The 16,698-nt window shown below is 66.7% G+C and carries 19 protein-coding genes; 9 read left to right on the forward strand and 10 right to left on the reverse strand.

What is annotated here, in order from left to right; all coding sequences use genetic code 11:
• The first annotated feature begins 32 nt into the window (after positions 1-32).
• On the forward strand, positions 33-641 hold the full coding sequence (locus tag AWC06_RS11525) for a hypothetical protein (RefSeq protein ID WP_139820019.1): 609 nt from the start codon (positions 33-35) through the stop codon (positions 639-641).
• Here AWC06_RS11525 and AWC06_RS11530 read toward each other — a convergent pair.
• Genes AWC06_RS11530 through AWC06_RS11540 form a run of 3 tightly spaced genes read right to left on the reverse strand, consistent with a single transcriptional unit; the run spans position 638 to position 3,111 of the window.
• On the reverse strand, positions 638-1,582 hold the full coding sequence (locus AWC06_RS11530; protein WP_085197441.1) for a class I SAM-dependent methyltransferase: 945 nt from the start codon (positions 1,580-1,582) through the stop codon (positions 638-640). The genes AWC06_RS11525 and AWC06_RS11530 overlap by 4 nt on opposite strands.
• A 2-nt stretch (positions 1,583-1,584) precedes the next feature.
• Positions 1,585-2,145 carry a phospholipase D-like domain-containing protein gene (locus AWC06_RS11535; RefSeq protein ID WP_085197443.1) on the reverse strand — a complete coding sequence of 187 codons (561 nt, stop codon included), beginning with the start codon at positions 2,143-2,145 and terminating at the stop codon, positions 1,585-1,587.
• Positions 2,146-2,151: 6 nt separating this feature from the next.
• Positions 2,152-3,111, reverse strand: coding sequence for a class I SAM-dependent methyltransferase (locus tag AWC06_RS11540; RefSeq protein WP_227371029.1), 960 nt, complete (start codon positions 3,109-3,111; stop codon positions 2,152-2,154).
• 123 nt (positions 3,112-3,234) lie between these two features.
• Here AWC06_RS11540 and AWC06_RS11545 point away from each other — a divergent pair, with 123 nt between their 5' ends.
• Both AWC06_RS11545 and AWC06_RS11550 read left to right on the forward strand, forming a co-directional pair.
• On the forward strand, positions 3,235-3,816 hold the full coding sequence (locus tag AWC06_RS11545) for a dihydrofolate reductase family protein (RefSeq protein ID WP_085197447.1): 582 nt from the start codon (positions 3,235-3,237) through the stop codon (positions 3,814-3,816).
• Positions 3,817-3,895: 79 nt separating this feature from the next.
• Positions 3,896-6,271, forward strand: coding sequence for a lysylphosphatidylglycerol synthase transmembrane domain-containing protein (locus AWC06_RS11550; protein WP_085197449.1), 2,376 nt, complete (start codon positions 3,896-3,898; stop codon positions 6,269-6,271).
• 2 nt (positions 6,272-6,273) lie between these two features.
• Here the strand turns inward: AWC06_RS11550 and AWC06_RS11555 are convergent, their stop codons facing one another.
• The gene (locus AWC06_RS11555; RefSeq protein WP_085197451.1) at positions 6,274-6,489 is read right to left on the reverse strand and encodes a ribbon-helix-helix domain-containing protein; all 216 of its coding nucleotides are present in this window, start codon (positions 6,487-6,489) and stop codon (positions 6,274-6,276) included.
• Between the two features lie 99 nt (positions 6,490-6,588).
• On the opposite strand from AWC06_RS11555, the gene AWC06_RS11560 reads away from it, so the two are divergent.
• Genes AWC06_RS11560 through AWC06_RS11570 form a run of 3 tightly spaced genes read left to right on the forward strand, consistent with a single transcriptional unit; the run spans position 6,589 to position 8,251 of the window.
• Complete coding sequence (locus tag AWC06_RS11560) at positions 6,589-7,104, forward strand: hypothetical protein (protein WP_085197453.1); 516 nt, start codon at positions 6,589-6,591, stop codon at positions 7,102-7,104.
• Positions 7,097-7,723: an RES domain-containing protein gene (locus tag AWC06_RS11565; RefSeq protein WP_139820020.1), complete on the forward strand. Its 627-nt coding sequence runs from the start codon at positions 7,097-7,099 to the stop codon at positions 7,721-7,723. The genes AWC06_RS11560 and AWC06_RS11565 overlap by 8 nt, the downstream gene beginning before the upstream one ends.
• 45 nt (positions 7,724-7,768) lie before the next feature.
• Positions 7,769-8,251: a hypothetical protein gene (locus AWC06_RS11570; RefSeq protein WP_085197455.1), complete on the forward strand. Its 483-nt coding sequence runs from the start codon at positions 7,769-7,771 to the stop codon at positions 8,249-8,251.
• On the opposite strand, the gene AWC06_RS11575 is transcribed toward AWC06_RS11570, so the two are convergent.
• Entirely contained in the window at positions 8,218-9,549 is a 1,332-nt protein-coding gene (locus AWC06_RS11575; protein WP_085197457.1) for a cytochrome P450, read from the reverse strand. The two genes, AWC06_RS11570 and AWC06_RS11575, sit on opposite strands and share 34 nt — an antisense overlap.
• Before the next feature lie 16 nt (positions 9,550-9,565).
• Positions 9,566-10,312 carry a Mut7-C RNAse domain-containing protein gene (locus AWC06_RS11580; protein WP_085198033.1) on the reverse strand — a complete coding sequence of 249 codons (747 nt, stop codon included), beginning with the start codon at positions 10,310-10,312 and terminating at the stop codon, positions 9,566-9,568.
• 69 nt (positions 10,313-10,381) lie between these two features.
• Here AWC06_RS11580 and AWC06_RS11585 point away from each other — a divergent pair, with 69 nt between their 5' ends.
• Positions 10,382-10,627, forward strand: a complete 246-nt coding sequence (locus AWC06_RS11585; protein ID WP_085198035.1) for a ribbon-helix-helix domain-containing protein — start codon at positions 10,382-10,384, stop codon at positions 10,625-10,627.
• Positions 10,614-10,922, forward strand: coding sequence for a type II toxin-antitoxin system PemK/MazF family toxin (locus AWC06_RS11590; protein ID WP_085197458.1), 309 nt, complete (start codon positions 10,614-10,616; stop codon positions 10,920-10,922). Before AWC06_RS11585 ends, AWC06_RS11590 begins: the two co-directional genes overlap by 14 nt.
• A 28-nt stretch (positions 10,923-10,950) precedes the next feature.
• Here the strand turns inward: AWC06_RS11590 and AWC06_RS11595 are convergent, their stop codons facing one another.
• From AWC06_RS11595 to galT, 3 genes are all read right to left on the reverse strand, one after another.
• Positions 10,951-11,133: a type II toxin-antitoxin system VapB family antitoxin gene (locus AWC06_RS11595; RefSeq protein ID WP_085197460.1), complete on the reverse strand. Its 183-nt coding sequence runs from the start codon at positions 11,131-11,133 to the stop codon at positions 10,951-10,953.
• A gap of 79 nt (positions 11,134-11,212) precedes the next feature.
• Complete coding sequence (locus AWC06_RS11600; protein ID WP_085197462.1) at positions 11,213-12,298, reverse strand: galactokinase; 1,086 nt, start codon at positions 12,296-12,298, stop codon at positions 11,213-11,215.
• Positions 12,295-13,374 (reverse strand): galactose-1-phosphate uridylyltransferase, encoded by a 1,080-nt coding sequence (gene galT / locus AWC06_RS11605; RefSeq protein ID WP_372458055.1) that lies wholly within the window; start codon positions 13,372-13,374, stop codon positions 12,295-12,297. Before galT ends, AWC06_RS11600 begins: the two co-directional genes overlap by 4 nt.
• 33 nt (positions 13,375-13,407) lie before the next feature.
• On the opposite strand from galT, the gene AWC06_RS11610 reads away from it, so the two are divergent.
• Entirely contained in the window at positions 13,408-15,540 is a 2,133-nt protein-coding gene (locus AWC06_RS11610) for an FUSC family protein (protein ID WP_085198038.1), read from the forward strand.
• Positions 15,541-15,643: 103 nt separating this feature from the next.
• Here the strand turns inward: AWC06_RS11610 and AWC06_RS11615 are convergent, their stop codons facing one another.
• Positions 15,644-16,516 carry an alpha/beta fold hydrolase gene (locus tag AWC06_RS11615; RefSeq protein ID WP_085197466.1) on the reverse strand — a complete coding sequence of 291 codons (873 nt, stop codon included), beginning with the start codon at positions 16,514-16,516 and terminating at the stop codon, positions 15,644-15,646.
• Between the last annotated feature and the right edge of the window lie 182 nt (positions 16,517-16,698).

Consider the following 16,698-nt stretch of genomic DNA (forward strand, 5'->3'; position numbering starts at 1 on the left):
TGGGACGCGACCGCAAGGCCTACTATTTGCCCGTGCCGATCCTCGGTGATGCAACTGTGGTTGCCGCAAAGGTGTCCAGGTCCATCTCCAACGCGCTGCGTGTTCAGTTAGCGACTCCCACTGGCGTCGAGTTGGCGCACGCGCAGCAGAAGGGCGGCCTCGGCGTTTTGCTTGGATTCAAGAACGGCGGCAAGGCGACGTACAACGTCTCGGCCGTCAGTGGTGAGGCTTTGCGGATCGACGTGGCCGGCACGACCACCATCACCAACTCAGACCGTGTATTGGGAAAGATTGTGCCCGCCGATGGCGCGGCGCGATTCGAGAACGCCGCGGGCGCTGTGCTTGCCGTCATGCGGCCGCACGTCGGGTTCAAGGCCGATAGTGCATGGCACCATCCGATCTTCACCCCGGCCGGTCAGGAGCTGGGCGTCCTGACGTTGATGAGGATTCGCACAGGCTGGACCGATATCGAAGAGGACATCTACCAACTGGTACTCAACTACAGCTACGCGAGAGGGTTGAAAGCGCCGTCGGCAGGCGCGTTGCTCAAGCTCTCCGCGCCTGTCGGCCCGGAACTTGGCGACGTGTTGGCGGCGGCCTGCGTCGACTGCTCGGTGTTGCCGCGAGCCTACATCGCCTAGGTTCGCTCCGCCGACACGAACAGGCTCTTCGGCACCCCGTCCTCGATGCCCTTCGGAGGATGGCGGTCGTAGCGGGCCATCATCTCCTCGGCCGTTTGCACCGACACATTCCAGCCGTGCGAGCGCAACCAGTCGCCGACGTCGGTGCGGTCCTCGAAGTACCACAGCTCCTCGAAGTCGGGAATCTCGTCCTCCCCGCGTCCCACCTTGGCCGCCAGCTCGCGGTAGCGCTGCATGTTCGCCCGCTGCCGCTCCCGCGCCTCGGGATTGTTGAACTCCGGGCCGAGCCCCTCGACCGCGATCCGGCTGCCGGGGGCAACCAGCGAATGGATGCGCTCGAACAGCTGATCCTGACCCGCGGCTGGCAGGAACTGCAGCAGTCCCTCGGCCGTCCACGCACTCGGCGCCGAGGTGTCAAAGCCCGCATACTGCAACGCCGCCGGCCAGTCCTGACGCAGATCGACCGCGACGTTGATCAGATTGCACCTCGGCAGCGCGCGGCGCTCCTGCAACGTCGACATCTTGAACTGCAGCACCTGGGGTTGGTCTAGCTCGAAGACCGTCGTCCCGCCCAGCCACGGCAACCGCCACGCCCGCGCGTCCAGGCCCGCCGCCAGGATCACCGCCTGGCGCACACCCGCGTTGTTGGCCTGCAGGAAGAACTGGTCGAAAAACATTGTCCGCGAAGCCATGTAGTCACGCATGCCCTGCATTCGCAGTGGCACGTCCGGTGCGGCCTCGGCAATCTCGGGAGGCACCTCGGGGTTGCCGAACCAGTTCCACACGCCGTCGCCGGCGGCGTCCAGAAACACCCGCGCGAACGGATCGCTGATCAGCGGATTCTCACTTTCGGTCTCCGCCGCGCGGGCCGCGGCCACGCCGAGCGCCGTCGCTCCTACGCCCTCGGTGATCTCCCAGCTGTCGTCATCGCTTCTCGGCACGGTCACTTCCCCTTACTGCGCGCAGCCTTCGCCGCCATCTGCTTGAGCATGTCGTCGTGGATGATGTCGACCCTCGAGCGGGCTTCCGCGCACACCAGTGGGTCGCGGATCACGGTGAGCTGGTTATCCTGCTTGGATTCTCCACCCGTGGACCAGTTGGTGGAACCGGTGATGACGTCGACCCCGTCGACGATCACCATCTTCATGTGCATGATCGCCGACTTCTCGCTGTGGCCGATCGCAATGCTGTTGCCGGTCTTGTCATTTAGCCACGGCGCCAGCAGAGGGGTCTCGGCGCGTCCGGCGGCCTGCGTGGAGTCCAGGCTCATCTGCACGTAGACCTTCTCGTCCTTGAGCTTGGACTGCAGGACGGTGTTCAGCTCCTGGTCGTCGTAGCCGTACATCGCCACGACGAGGCTCTTGTTGGCCGAGGTCAGCAACGCCTTGAGCGCGTCGTGCACGCGGTCGACCGGGCTGTAGAACGTGCGGGTGTGGTCGGGATAGCCGGGCGGAAACGGCGCGGCCTTGTACTGGTCCAGCTCGGTCAGCGAGGGAAGTGCCATGGCTGACTAAGGTACTGCCCTTACCCGCTGCGCGCTCACGAACAAGTTGCCCGGGATCCGGTCCTCGACCTCCTCGGGGACTCGGCGGCCATAGCCGGCCATCAGCTCGTCGGTCGGCGTCACCGTCACCTCCCAGCCGTGGCGGGCAAACCAATCGCCGACGTCTTCGCGTTCCTCGAAGTACCACAGCTCGTCGGTCCTCGGGATCTCACGCTGCGGCTCCACCTGGGCCATCAGCGCCCGGAGCCGATCCATCCGGGCACGACGCTCCGCGCGAATCTCCGGGTCGTGAAATTTCGGTCCCAGCGCCTCGACGGCGACTCGGCTGCCGGGGGCGGCGAGGGCCTGAATCCGCTCGAACAGCAAGTCTTGGGCCGCGGCGGGCAGATACGGCATCAGCCCCTCGGCCGACCACACGCTGGGCGCTGATGGGTCAAAACCCGCCTGCCGCAACGCCGTCGGCCAGTCCTGACGCAGGTCCACAGCGACGGCTATTCGGTTGCAGGCGGCCTCCGCACCATGCTCAGCCAACGTTGACGCTTTGAACTCCAGCACCCTGGGTTGGTCGAGCTCGTAGACGGTCGTCCCGTCGGGCCATGGCAGCCGCCAGGCCCGCGCATCCAGACCCGCCGCCAGGATCACCGCCTGACGGATGCCCGCCCGCGTCGCGTCGAGGAAGAACTCGTCGAAAAACGCTGTCCGCGAAGCCATGTAGCCGACCATGCTCTGCATCTGCAGCGGCAACGTCGGTTCGGCTTCGACGAGTTCGGGCGGCAGCTGCGGCGCGGCGTGCCAGTTCCACACGCCGTCGCCGGCGGCGTCGAGGAAAACCTGGGCGAACGGATCGCTGATCAACGGGTTCTCGCTTCGGGTTTCCGCCGCGCGCGCCGCGGCTACCCCCAGCGCCGTCGCGCCCACGCTCTCAGTGATCTCCCAACTGTCGTTATCGGTTCTGGCTAGGCCCACGTCTTCCTCCTGCTCCATACAGCCGTTCTCGACCTTACGTCGGCTCGCCGCTCGCGATGAGTTTCGTCGTGGTTTCCAGTCTGTATCCCCAACACGCCTTCAACCGCATACGGGGAGAGCATCATGACAGCGACCTACACCTTCGACGTGTTTTCCAGCCTCGACGGCTTCGGCGGCGTCAGCGGCGGCGACTGGGGCGGCTACTGGGGCAAGCAAGGCCCCGAACTGCTCGACCACCGCCTCGCCCTGTACGGCGAGGAGCAGCGAATGGTCTTTGGCGCCAACACATATCGGTTATTCGCGCAAATGCTGGCTGAGAGCACCGAGGAGTCCGAGGTGCGCGACCCGTGGGTCACCCGGATGAGGCACCTGCCGGCGACGGTGGTGTCGACCACCCTGGAAGAACCTCTCGACTGGCCGGACGCGACCGTCGTGAGCGGCGACGCCGTCGACGTCGTCGCCCGGCTCAAGGAGGAGTCCGAGATGCCGTTGCGCTCGCACGGCAGCCTGTCGATGAACCGAGCGCTGATGGCCGCCGGCCTGGTCGACCGCGTCCAGGTGACGCTCTTCCCCGTGATCACCGGTCAGACCGGTGACGACCCGATCTTCCTGGGTGCGGCCGACTTCGACCTCGAGCTGATCGAGAGCCGAACGCTCGACGGCAATATCCAAGAGCTCACCTACCGGCCCACCCTGCACGTCTGAGTCCGATGCATCACTAGATGTACGCAGAGCCGCTGTCCGGTTATGTTGTCGGCGAGCCGCTGACTAAGGATCGTGGGACATGCACGTCGACGGGCGCGAGATCACCGTTACCGGCAGCCTGCTGCAACCGCTGACCCGACGCACCAACGACATCCTGCGGCTCGTGGCGGCGGCGCTGCTTCTCGCGGCGGTGATCACCAGCTCGCTGATCACCCGCAAGCGCTGGGACGCCCTGGAGAAATCCATCTCGGAAATCATCGGGGTACTCTCCCCCACCCAATCCGATCTGGTGTACCTGATCTACGGCATCGCGATCCTGGTGTTGCCGTTCATGATCCTTGTTGGCTTGATCGTCGCCCGGCAATGGAAACTGCTCGCCGCGTACGCGACCGCGGGAGCCATCGCCGTTCTCGCGCTGTCGGTCACCGGCCGTCGCTTCTCGCCACCGAACTGGCACTTCGATCTGTCCGACCGGCTGCGCACGGTGTTGTCCCAATTCCTCGACGACCCGCGGTGGATCGCGATGCTCGCGGCGGTGCTCACCGTGTCGGGCCCGTGGCTGCCGGCGCGCTGGCGGCACTGGTGGTGGGCGCTGCTGCTGGCCTTCGTGCCGATCCACCTGCTGGTCAGCGCCATCGTGCCGGCCCGCGCGCTGCTGGGCCTGGCGGTCGGGTGGTTCGTCGGCGCGCTGGTGGTCCTGGTCAGCGGCACTCCCGCGCTCGAGGTGCCGCTCGACGGCGCGGTCCGCGCGATGGCCAAACGCGGCTTCCTGGTGTCCGCGCTGACGGTGGTCCGGCCGGCAGGATCCGGGCCGCTGGTGCTGTCGGCGGCGTCCGAGGACCCGGATGCCAGCGCGGTGATCGAGATGTACGGCCCGCATCAAAGCAGCGGCGGCGCGCTGCGCCAGCTGTGGCGCAAGCTGCGGCTGCGCGGCAGCGAGACCGCGCCCCTGCAGGCGTCCATGCGCCGCGCCGTCGAGCATCGCGCATTGATGGCCATTGCGGTCGGTGACGTCGGGGCGGCCAATACGCCCACACCTGCCGTTGCCGCGCTGGAGCGGGGCTGGACGTTGTACGCGCACAAGCCGATTCGCGGCGTCTCGATCCGCCAATGCGCGACGACGACTCCGGTCGCCCGGGTGTGGGAGTCGCTGCGAAACCTGCACGACCACCAGATCTCCCACGGCGATCTACGCAGCGAGCAGATCACGGTCAACGACGGCGCCGTGCTGTTCGGCGGATTCGGCAGCGCCGAATACGGCGCCACCGACGCGCAACTGCAGTCCGACATCGCCCAGCTGCTGGTGACGACGTCGGCTTTGTATGAGGCGGAGTCCGCGGTGGGGGCGGCGATCGACGCGTTCGGCAAGGACGCCGTCCTGACGGCGTCTCGGCGGCTCACCAAATCCGCAGTGCCCAAACATATCCGGGACTCTGTGACCGACCCTAAGGCCGTCATCTCCGGAAGCCGTGCGGAAGTCATGCGCCAAACCGCCACGGACAAGATCCAGACCGAGACGATCACCCGGTTCACCCGCGCCCAGCTCATTCAGCTGGTGCTGCTGATCGCGCTGGTCTACGTCGCCTACCCGTTCATCAGCACCGTGCCGGCGTTCTTCTCCGAGCTGAAGACCGCGAACTGGTGGTGGGCACTGCTGGGGCTAACGGTCTCGGCGCTGACGTATGTCGGCGCGGCGGGCGCGTTGTGGGCCGCGGCCGATGGGCTAGTGAGCTTCCGCAGCCTGTCAATCATGCAGGTGGCCAACACCTTTGCCGCGACCACCACCCCAGCCGGCGTCGGCGGGCTCGCGTTGAGCACCCGATTCCTGCAGAAGGGCGGGCTGAGCACTATTCGGGCCACCACGGCGGTGGCACTACAGCAGTCGATGCAGGTGATCGTCCACGTCATCCTGCTGATCTTCTTCAGCACGGCCGCGGGTGCGGGTACCGACCTGCGTCATTTCGTCCCGCACGCCACGGTGTTGTACCTGATCGCCGGTGTGGCGCTGGGCATCGTCGGCACGGCTTTGTTGGTGCCCAACCTGCGACGGTGGCTGGCGACGGCGGTCCGACCCAAGCTCAAGGAGATCACCGCCGACCTGATCGAGCTTGCCCGCGAGCCCAAGCGGCTGGGGTTGATCGTATTAGGTTGTGCGGGAACGACTCTCGGTGCGGCGATGGCGCTGTGGGCCAGCGTCGAAGCCTTCGGCGGTCACGCGACGTTCGTCACCGTCACCGTGGTAACGATGGTCGGCGGAACCCTCGCCTCGGCCGCTCCCACGCCCGGCGGCGTTGGCGCCGTCGAGGCGGCGCTGATCGGTGGGCTGGCCGCCTTCGGCGTTCCCGCGGCCGTCGGCGTCCCGTCAGTGCTGCTGTATCGGGTGCTCACCTGCTGGTTGCCGGTGTTCATCGGCTGGCCGGTGATGCGGTGGCTGACCAACAACGACATGATCTAGCGTCACCGCTCACCAAACCCATCGAGCAGCTCGTCAACGTGCCCAGCGATCGGCTCCGAGGCCGTGTACAGCCCGCTGCGCGGCGGGGGCTTGGCAGCACCCAGTGTCTGCCGGAGAGAGTCCCGAATGACCTCAGCCTCGGAGACTCCGCGCTGTTGAGCAGCTCGCTTCACAGCTGCAAGCAGCTCGTCGGGCAAGTAGACCGTCTTCTTCTCCACAAGATGTATGGTCTCAGGCCATTTACAGCGGCGTTGCCCTTACAGCCATCATGTGTTTCGATTGTTTCAATTGAATGGCAGCGCTGGTAGCATGGTGACATGCCTACCGCTGTTGCTCCACTGGCTCGCCAGGTCGCCGAACGTGCCCGAAAAGACTCCGGTTTCGCCGAGGTGCTCGACGCCATCCTGGAGGCGCCCACCACACCGCAGGGAACGCTGGAGCGCATTGCCGCCCGCAGCCTAAACGACGAGCGCCGCGGCGCGCTGGTGCGCGAGTTCGTCGAGGGCTCGCTACCGACCCCGACGGTGCAGGCGCGGCTGGGTCTGCATTCGCCGCAGGCGGTGCACCGGCTTCGCAGCCGGGGAAAGCTGCTGGGCTCCGCCGTCGGCAACCAAACCTGGTTTCCTGCCTGGCAATTCGACGACGGCCGGCTGCGGCCGGACCTACCGCGAATTCTCGAGCTGCTGACCCGGTTCACCTCCGACCCGCTGGCCGCCGACCGCGTCATGCGCCTGACTCATGACGAGTTGGGCGGCTCGTCGATCGCCGAGGCGCTACGCCGCCCGAAGACCGCCGACACTGCGTGGCGGATGCTCGCCGCCGTCGGTGCCTGACCTTCCTGCCGGCTACCGGGCGCCGCTGCCCGAGGCTCGGCCGGTCGGTCTGCGCCGTCGTCGTGTCGAGGCGGGCACGGAATTATGGCGAGTCGAGGCGGCGCGCCCCGACGAGTGGACCTGGACCGGGTTTCCGGAGCCCCGCTATCGCTTCGATCCAGAGTCCGGCGCATTCCGAACACGTTATGCCGCAAGCACTCTCGTCGGCGCATTCCGGGAGCGCTACCGACCGACGGGGCTGATGATTCCCGCCGATCACGCCGCCCACTATCTGGTGCGACTGGTCGCTACCCGTCACTTGCGGGTGTTGGACCTGCGCACTGAGGCCAACCTCGACGTCCTCCGTCTCGACGACCAGATCAACACCGGCCAGCACCCCGACGTGTGGGACACCTGTCACCGGCTCGTCGACGCCGTCAAGCGGTGGTGGCCCGAGCCCGATGCTCTGGACGCCCTGGTTTACCGGCCGCGGACCACCCCCGAGACGTCGACCAATTACGCGTTCTTTGCTCTCGAGCCGTTCTCAACCGAGTCGTGGCCACTGGCCGAACGCGCCGATGTCCTCACCGATCTCGTCCTGCACCATGGCTTTACCGTCGGCTGGGACTTCGACGGCTAAGGCAGTTCTGCTGCGGCCAATGCCGATCGGTCCTACCGTAGCGGCATGGCAGAGCAATCACATGGGATCACGATCTCGCATCCGCCGGATGCGGTGCTTCGTGCCGTCAACCCGATGATGAAGCTGCTGCTGCGCACACCGCTCGCCGGCGGCGCACGCCAGCAGCTGATGGTCGTGAGCTTCACTGGACGCAAGAGCGGCCGGCAGTACTCGATTCCGTTGAGCGCCCACCTACTCGACGACGTTCTGTATGCGCTGACCGCCGCGCCCTGGAAGCACAACTTCCGCGACGGCGCCACCGCTCAGGTCATGCACAACGGGAAGACGGCGACCATGCGCGGCGAACTCGTCGCAGACCGGGCGCTGGTCGCCGACATCTACTCGCGCTGCGCGGAGTCCTACGGCGCCAAGCAGGCGCAGCGCATGATGGGTTTGAAGTTCGCCGACCAGCAAGTGCCCAGCCGCGACCAGTTCGCCCAGGCGGTCGATCAGCTTCACCTGGCCGCGGTGAGGTTCACTCCGGCATAGCGGATCGCCCGGACGCCGATGCGCGCGCCGCGGTGCGGCACGAGGGTCACGTGCTTGAGCTTCTGGCGTTCGTCGGCTGCCGTGGTGGTGCTCAATTCGACCCGGCGCAAAATTTCGCGCAGCACGACCCGCATCTCGACCATGGCGAAGCCGGCGCCGAGACAGCGGCGGTTGCCGCCGCCGAAGGGGAACCACGTCGTCGGGCTCAGCGTCGCGTCGAGCATCCGGTCCGGATCGAACCGCTCCGGATCCGGGTATACCGCCGCGCTGGAATGCACCAGTCCGATACCCGGGACCACCATCACCCCGGCAGGCAACCGGTGGCCGGCCAGCTCGACAGGCTCCTTGAGCAGCCGGGCCACGTCGTACACCACCGGACGGATCCGGAGCGTCTCTTTGGCCACGGCGTCGAGGTACTCGTCGCCGGCGGAGTCGCCGGCATGGGCCGCCTGGACCGCCTTGGCCAGGATCGCCGGGTGGCGGGTCAATCGCTCCAGCGCCCAGGAGAGTCCCGTCGCGGTGGTCTCATGCCCGGCCACCAGCAACGTCATCAGCTGGTCACGCAGTTCGCGATCGGTCATCGTGCGCCCGTCATCGTCGCGGGCACGGATCAGCATGGCCAGCACGTCGGTGCGCGTGGCCAGGTCGGGATCGGCGCGACGGTCGGCGATTTCGGCGTAGAGCAGACGGTCGGCTTCCGCGATGCGCCGCTGCAGTGTCCGCCACGGACGGCGGCCCAGCAGCTCCGGCTTGGTGATTGCGAGCGTCTCCCACAGGCCCACCTTGAGCAGGCGCGGCATGACCTGTCGCAGCGCGGCCAGCCGGGCCGGGTCGGTGGCGCCGATGACCGTCCGCAGGATCACTTCGAGGGTGATCTCGGCCATCTTGGGCGCCGCTTTGAACTCGGCACCCACCGGCCAATTGGCGATGTTCGTCGCCGCGATCTCGGCCATCAGCTCGGCCTGCCGGGCGACGGCGCTGCCGTGGAATGGGGGCAGCATCAACCGGCGTCGGTCTCGGTGCGCGTCTTCGTCGATCACCAGCACGGAGCTCTCGCCGAGCAGGGTGCTCAGCAGTGAATTCGCTTCGCCCGCATGGAATATGCGCGGGTCGCCGGCGAACACCGTCTTGATGTCGGCGGGATCGGTCAAATACACCAGCGTGCCCAATCCTGCTACGCGCATCGTGAATACGCTGCCGTAGCGGCGGCGGCAAGCGGCCAGGAAGCCCGGCGCGTTGTGCAACATCAACGCGGCCTGCACAATTTGCGGAAGTCGAGGTCCCGGCGGCAGCGTCATGTGCACGATTCTACTTTCAGAGCTGACTGCGCAGCCGTTCCACAAGGCTGAGCAGCCGCTCGTGGTGTGAGCCGGCCCAGTAGATGCGCCCGCATTGGGTGCAGCGGCTGAATTCGCTGTAGTAGCGGCGGGTTAACGGCTCGAGGCGATCGATCACCTCGTCTTTGCTGACGGCGGCCAGCGTGCCGTTGCACCGCACACATCGAGTCAATGGGGCCAACCGTTCGCGTAGGTCCAGGCGCCGGATCACCTCGAGCGTCTGCTGTTCGGGCTGCTCGGAATGCACGAACAGACCATGGGTTATCGCGCGGCGCTTGAGCAGGGCGCGGTCGCGGGTGAGCAGGATCCGCTGCTCGTCGAGGCTGATGTCGGTCAGTGTCCGGTCGTCGGCGTCGCTGGACCACCACACGTCGAAGCCGAGCATGCGCAGCAGGCGCGCCAGCCGGCCGAGGTTGACGTCGATGACGAAGCGCGGATCACGCAGCGGGGTTGGGCGCAGCCGCGCCGTCGACCCGATGTCGAGCGCCTCGAACATCGGGTAGGCGGCGATGCGATCGCCTATCCGCGGGCGATGCGCGAAGCTGTGCGGATCGCCGTTGACCAGGATGAGGTCGACCTCGGTGTGCGGAATGCCCATCGCCTCGAGCACATCCTTGACGGTTTGGTGGCTACGGAACGGGCGGCGCACTGTCACGCCGCGCGACTCCGGATCCAGGAAGTCGTTGAGCTCGGCGTAGGCCCGGACGTCGACATAGCCGACCATTTCCTCATGGTCACCCGTGCGATGGGCGACGCGCAAAGTTGTCATACAGATTAGAATCGATGTATGACGATGATTAGCTTCCGCGTCGACGACGCGGACGCAGCAGAGATCGAGCAATGGGCGCGTCGCCTCCAGATCGACCGGTCGGAGCTGCTTCGAGATGCGCTGCGACGCCACTTGGCCGAGCTTGCGGCCGACCAGGATATTCGCGCGTATGCCGAAAAGCCGGTGACGGACGAGGAAAAGGCGCTCGCCCAGATCGCCGACTGGGGGCCCGCGGAGGAATGGGCTGACTGGGCCGATGCGGCGCGGTGAGCTCTGGTTCGCTGCCACCCCTGGTGGTGACCGGCCTGTGTTGGTCCTTACCAGGGATCCGGTCGCAGATCGGATCGGCGCAGTCGTCGTCGCAGCGCTGACCCGGACTCGTAGGGGACTGGTGTCGGAGCTCCAACTAACCGCTGCCGAGGACGGGGTGCCAAGCGACTGCGTGATCAACTTCGACAACATTCATACGCTGCCGCGCAGCGTGTTCCGCCGCAGGATCACGCGCTTGTCTCCAGCACGTCTCCACCACGCGTGCCACACACTCCGGGCAAGCACCGGATGCTAAAAGCGTGGTGACGATTTCGCCGGGCTGCTCATTCATCAAGATCGCCTGCCCAGCCGACGCCTTCGAGACTGAGCAGGAATTCGCGGCTTAGCGGAGCACCGACCAGACGACGCAGCGCAAGGTCAACCGCCGCCTTCTTCGTCGTGACACCGAACTTGCGCATTACCTCAGCAATCAGCTCGTCATCCAGATCGATGTTGGTGCGGGACATACAGCAAGCATGACCTCAGATACACCGCCCGCCGACCACCTTTCTTATTGCCCGCCCGCGCCCTGGTGCCGCCCCCGGTTCAACCCGCCGGACCCGCGCCCTCGGCGGCGTGAGTCCGGGTGGTCGTCGGCTCGTCGTAGCCCGCGCCGCGCACCGCTTCCCGCACCGCCTCACCGGCCGCTTCCGCCCGATCGGACGGCACCAACGCGATCACACAGCCGCCAAATCCGCCGCCGGTCATCCGGGCGCCGAAAGCGCCAGCCCCCACCGCGCTGTCCGCGATCAGATCGATGTGCTCAGTGGTGATTTCGAAGTCGTCACGCATGGAGGCATGCGAGGCGCTCAAGATGCGGCCTGCTTCGACATAGTCCGAATCCCCCAATGCCGCGACGAAATCGAACACCCGCTGGTTCTCGGTCAGCACATGGCGGGCGCGACGGGCATCGACCGGATCGGTGACGGCGTCCAGCGCCGTAAGGTCCTCGACGTCACGCAGCGACGACGCGCCCAGCTCGGCAGCCGCCCGCTCACATGACGCGCGGCGGGCCGCGTATTCGCCGCCGACGTGACCATGCCGGGCGCGGGAGTCGATCAGCAGTAGCGCAACGCCGGACGCTTCCGGGTCGAACGGCACCGGTCGCACGGTGAGCTCACGAAAGTCGATCAGCAGCGCCGTCGACGCCTCTCCGAACATCGCGGCGAGCTGGTCAAGCAAACCCGTTGGGGCGCCGACGTAGTCGTTCTCGGCGCGCTGCGCGAGCCGCGCCTGCTCGATGCGGTCGATGCGCACACCGGACGCGGACGCAATAGCTCCCAGCGTCGCGCATTCCAGCGCCGCCGAGGACGATAGGCCCGATCCCATTTCGACGTCGCTGGTGATCGACATCGTCCCGCCCGGCACCGAATAGCCTGCGCCATGCAGCGACCACACCACACCGGCCACATAGGCCGCCCAGCCGGTCACCTCACCGGGCTTGGTGCCCAACGGAATCCGCACCGAGCCGTCAACCCGGTCGCTGCACACCGTGATCGCATCGACGTCCGAGGGTTGAAACGTCACCACGGTGCGTTGGGGCAGCGCGATCGGCAACGCCCAGCCGAGGTTGTAATCGGTGTGCTCCCCGATCAGGTTGATCCGCCCCGGCGCGGCGTAGCGCACCGTCATGGCCCGAGTTCTCGCAGGCGCTCGGCCACGCTTTCGGGCGTCACGTCGCTGATGAACGCGTCCATGGCCGACTCGGATGCCGCCAGATACTTGAGCGCGACGGCGCTGCGCCGAATCGACATCAGCTCGACGTGGAAGTAGCCCTCTTTTTGCGCCTCGGTGTCGGCGTACTGGTGCAGCGCCGACATGTACGGCAGCGGACCGGAATACATCCGGTCGAACCGCTGCAGGATGTCGAGATAGATTTGCGTGAACTCGTCCAGCTCGGCCGCATCGAGGTCAATCAGATTGTGCACGAGCCTATTCGGATAGATGTGCACCTCCACCGGCCAGCGCGCGGCGAACGGCACGAACGACGTGAAAAGCTCGGTGCGTGCGACAACGCGGCTTCCGTCGGCGACCTCGCGCGCCAGCAGATCAGCAAACAGGTTGCTGCCATGCTGTTTTCGATGTTCGCCCGCCTGCTGCAACATCACGGCGGTCCGCGGGGTCAAATATGGGTAGCCGTAGATCTGGCCGTGTGGATGGGTCAGCGTCACGCCGATCTCTTCGCCGCGGTTCTCGAAGCAGAACACCTGCTCGATGCCGGGCGTCGCGATTAGGTCGGCCGTCCGATGCCGCCACGCCTCGACGACCAGCCGGGCATGCGCCGCTTCCAGTTCGGCGAACGACCCCGTGTGGTCGGCCGAAAAGCAAATCACTTCGCAACGACCATGGGCCGGCACGGGCTCGAAACCGTCGGGCACCACCAGCGATTTACCGGTGCCCGACAGGCTTGGGAACCTGTTCTCGAAGACGACGACGTCGTAGTCACGCGCGGGAACCTCGCTGGTCAACCCCGTCGGCCCAGGGCACAGCGGACACTGGTCGGGCGGCGGCTTGTAGGTGCGGTCCTGGCGCAGCGCCGCGATGATCACCCACTGCCCCGTCGTCCGGTCGAACCGCAACTCCGATTGCTGCGGGTCACGCGGCGTCAGCGGCCGGCGGTCGGCCACCGGCTCAGCGGTGTGGCCGGGCAACGAGAAGAACAGCAGATCACGCCCGTCGGCCAGTTTGGCCCGCGTCGGCGCCGTCACGATCTCGAACACTAGCTTGGTGACGTGCCGGACATGTCGATTGCCGTGCTCTACGCGCGGGCGCGCAACTGGGCAATCGGGACGGATCCCGGATTGCTGCGGCTGCGAATGGCCTGCCGCACGACGGCCGCGCTGGCGTCCGCGCTGTTGATCCTGTTCTTGCTGACCAGGGCCACCGGGCAACCGTTGACTGTGGCGCTGCTCGGCGTCGTCATCACCATGGTCTCGGCGCGATCGGTCAACGAGCCCGACCCGCGCCGCCAGCGGATCACGATGGCGTTGCTGCCGCTACCCGCCGCGGCGGCCATCACCGCCGCTGCCCTGCTGGCGCCGCATGTGGTGGCCGCCGACGTCATGTTCGTCCTCATCGTGTTCATCGCGGTCTACATCCGCCGGTTCGGCACGCGCGGCACCGCGCTGGGGATGGTCACATTCATGTCCTACTTCTTCTCGTTGTATCTGCGCGCCAACGCCGCCGAGCTGCCCTGGCTGATCGGGGCCGTCATGGTGGGCGCCGTATGCAGCTTTGCGTGGAGCACGTACCTTCTGCCCGACCGGCCCGAGGGCGTGCTGCGACGCACGGTGCGGTCGCTGCGGGCGCGGATGGCCATCGTCGTCGACACCACCGCCGAAGCCGTGCAGGCCGGCCGTCTTGACGAACGGCGGCGACGGCGGCTGCGGATCCGGGCCGCACGGCTCAACGAGACCGCATTGATGGTGCAGAGCCAGATCGAAGAAAGAGTCAACCCGGGCGCACTGTGGCCCGGCGTGAGCGGCGAAGACCTCGCGCTGTGGTTGTTCGACGCCGAGCTCACCGTCGAGCGCCTCGCGACTGCCGGTGCGCGAGCCGCGGCCGCCGACATACCCGCCGCTGCCCGCACCGAATTGACGTCGGCGCTCTTGCAGCTGTCCAGGGCGATCCGGACACCGCAGCCCGAAGGTCTGCGGCAGGCCGCGGATCTGGCTCAGCGGTTGGTCGATCCGCCGTCGGACCCCGCTGCTGATCCGGCGGTCCGCCGGCTGGCGCTGGCCGTAACCGACACGGCCAGAGCGGCTTCCGAGGTCCGTGCGCGCATCGAGCGAGTCGCGGCCCAGGTGGAGACCAGCACGGCGCGGATGTCGGACGAGCCCGAACAAGCCCGGCCAGGCTTGCGGCCGACGACCCGGCAAGCCATCCAAGTAGCCGTGGCCGCGTCGTTGGCCATCGTCGTCGGCGAGTCGGTGTCGCCGGCGCGCTGGTACTGGGCGGTGATCGCCGCGTTCGTGGTCTTCGCGGGCACCAACACTTGGGGCGAAACCCTCACCAAGGGCTGGCAGCGGCTACTGGGCACCGCGCTCGGCGTGCCGTCTGGCGTGCTGGTCGCGACGTTGGTCTCCGGCAACACCGCGGCCTCGCTCGTCATGATCTTCGTATGTCTGTTCTGCGCTTTCTATTTCATGAAGGTCACCTATAGCCTGATGACCTTCTGGATCACCACGATGCTGGCGTTGCTCTATGGCCTGCTCGGGCAGTTCACGTATCACTTGTTGCTGTTGCGGATTGAAGAAACGGCGATCGGCGCGGTGATCGGCGTCGCCGTCGCGATGCTGGTGCTGCCGGTGAACACCAGAACGACGATCCGCAACGATGCCCGCACGTTTTTCACCACGCTGTCCGATGTGATCGAGGCTTCTGTTGCCACCATGTTCGGTGACCGCCCGGCCGCGAGTCTGACCGAGACAGCGCGCCAACTCGACCGAGATCTGCAGCAGTTCCGAAACACCGCCAAGCCGCTGACTGCCGGGCTCGGTGGCCTCGCGGGCCGACGCAGTATGCGACACGGCCTGCGGATGCTGACCGCCTGCGACCGCTACGCGCGAGTCCTGGCCCGCAGCTGCGACAGATACGACGAGGCCTCTCCGGATTTGGCCGGCGCGGTCCGGTCGGCCGCTGCGCAGATACGCCGCAACATCGACGTGCTGATCACTGCGCTTGAGTTCAACCACCCGGCAACGGTTTTCCCGGCTACCGACTTCCTCGACGCCGCCGAGAGCGAGCAGCCCGATAGCCGACGACTTCGGGCCGCGTTGCACGCACTGCGCCAGATCGACCGGGCGGTGATCACCGCCGCGACAGACCTGGGCGCACAGGACGTCGTGGCCGTCGCTGCTAGTGCGACGAACTGAGCTTGGCATGGCCGCGGACAGGGCTCTTCATCGAGTGTGCGATTCTGGACGCCAGCGCCGGCGCGTCGCGTACGAAATTACACACTCGACGATATTGGGACGTTCAGGACGGCCCGTGGCGGATGAGGAAGTCCAACACCGCATCTGCGAAAACGTCGTTGCGATCGCCGGCGACCATGTGTCCCGCGCCGCCGACGTCGACGAACTCGACTTGCGGGAAACGGGCTAAGAATTCATCGGCGCGTTCCTGGCTGACCAGGTCGCTCATCTGACCGCGCACGAGCAGCATGGGGACCTCGTCGGCGATTATCGTTTCCACCGCCGCGTACAACCGATCGACGTCGGCGACCTCGCTGGGCGGGCGCGACGCGGTGTCGCTGATGAACTTCGGATCCCAGTGCCAGTACCACCGGCCGTCGCGGCGACGCAGGTTGGTGCGCAGCCCGTCGAGGTCGGTTGGCCGCGGCCGATACGGGTTGTACTCCGCGATCATGTCGGCGACCTCGTCGAGCGACTCGAATCCCGATTTCATCCGGTCCGCCATGAAGTTGTGGATCCGCGTGGCACCGGATGGATCCATGTTCGGGACGATGTCGACGAGGACGACCGCGCGGGCGATGCCCGGCGAAATCTCCCCCGCGAGAAGCATTGTCGTGAAGCCACCCAGCGATGCGCCGACGAGCACGGGTTGTGACGGTAGCTGGCGCAGTAATTGATGAATGTCGCCGGCGAAGCTGATCAGGCGATAGTCGCCGTCTTCCGACCAGTCCGACTCGCCATGGCCGCGCAGGTCGACGGTGACCGCCTGCCATCCGCGCTCGGCCACAGCCGCGGCCGCCCGCCCCCACGAGCGCCGGGTCTGCCCGCCGCCATGCAGGAACACCACCGCGTGCGTTCGGGGATCGCCCAGCCGGTCGGCCACGATCCGGGTGCCGCCGACCCCGTCGATCGTGAACGGTTCAGGTCCGGTAGTCACCGTGTGATCTTAGGTCCCACAAAGACGCATCGAATGACTGCACAGCCGCCCGACAGTCGGTTTGTGCGATCGGCAGCCGGAGGTCGCCCTTTGATTACAGATCCAGCGCTTTTTGCGCGGTCAGCCGCTCGACGGTGGCCGGGTCTGTACAGTCAGGGGGTCTAACACCATCTGGGGTGTAC

Source organism: Mycobacterium fragae (assembly GCF_002102185.1).
In the GTDB taxonomy this organism is placed as follows: Bacteria; Actinomycetota; Actinomycetes; order Mycobacteriales; family Mycobacteriaceae; genus Mycobacterium; species Mycobacterium fragae.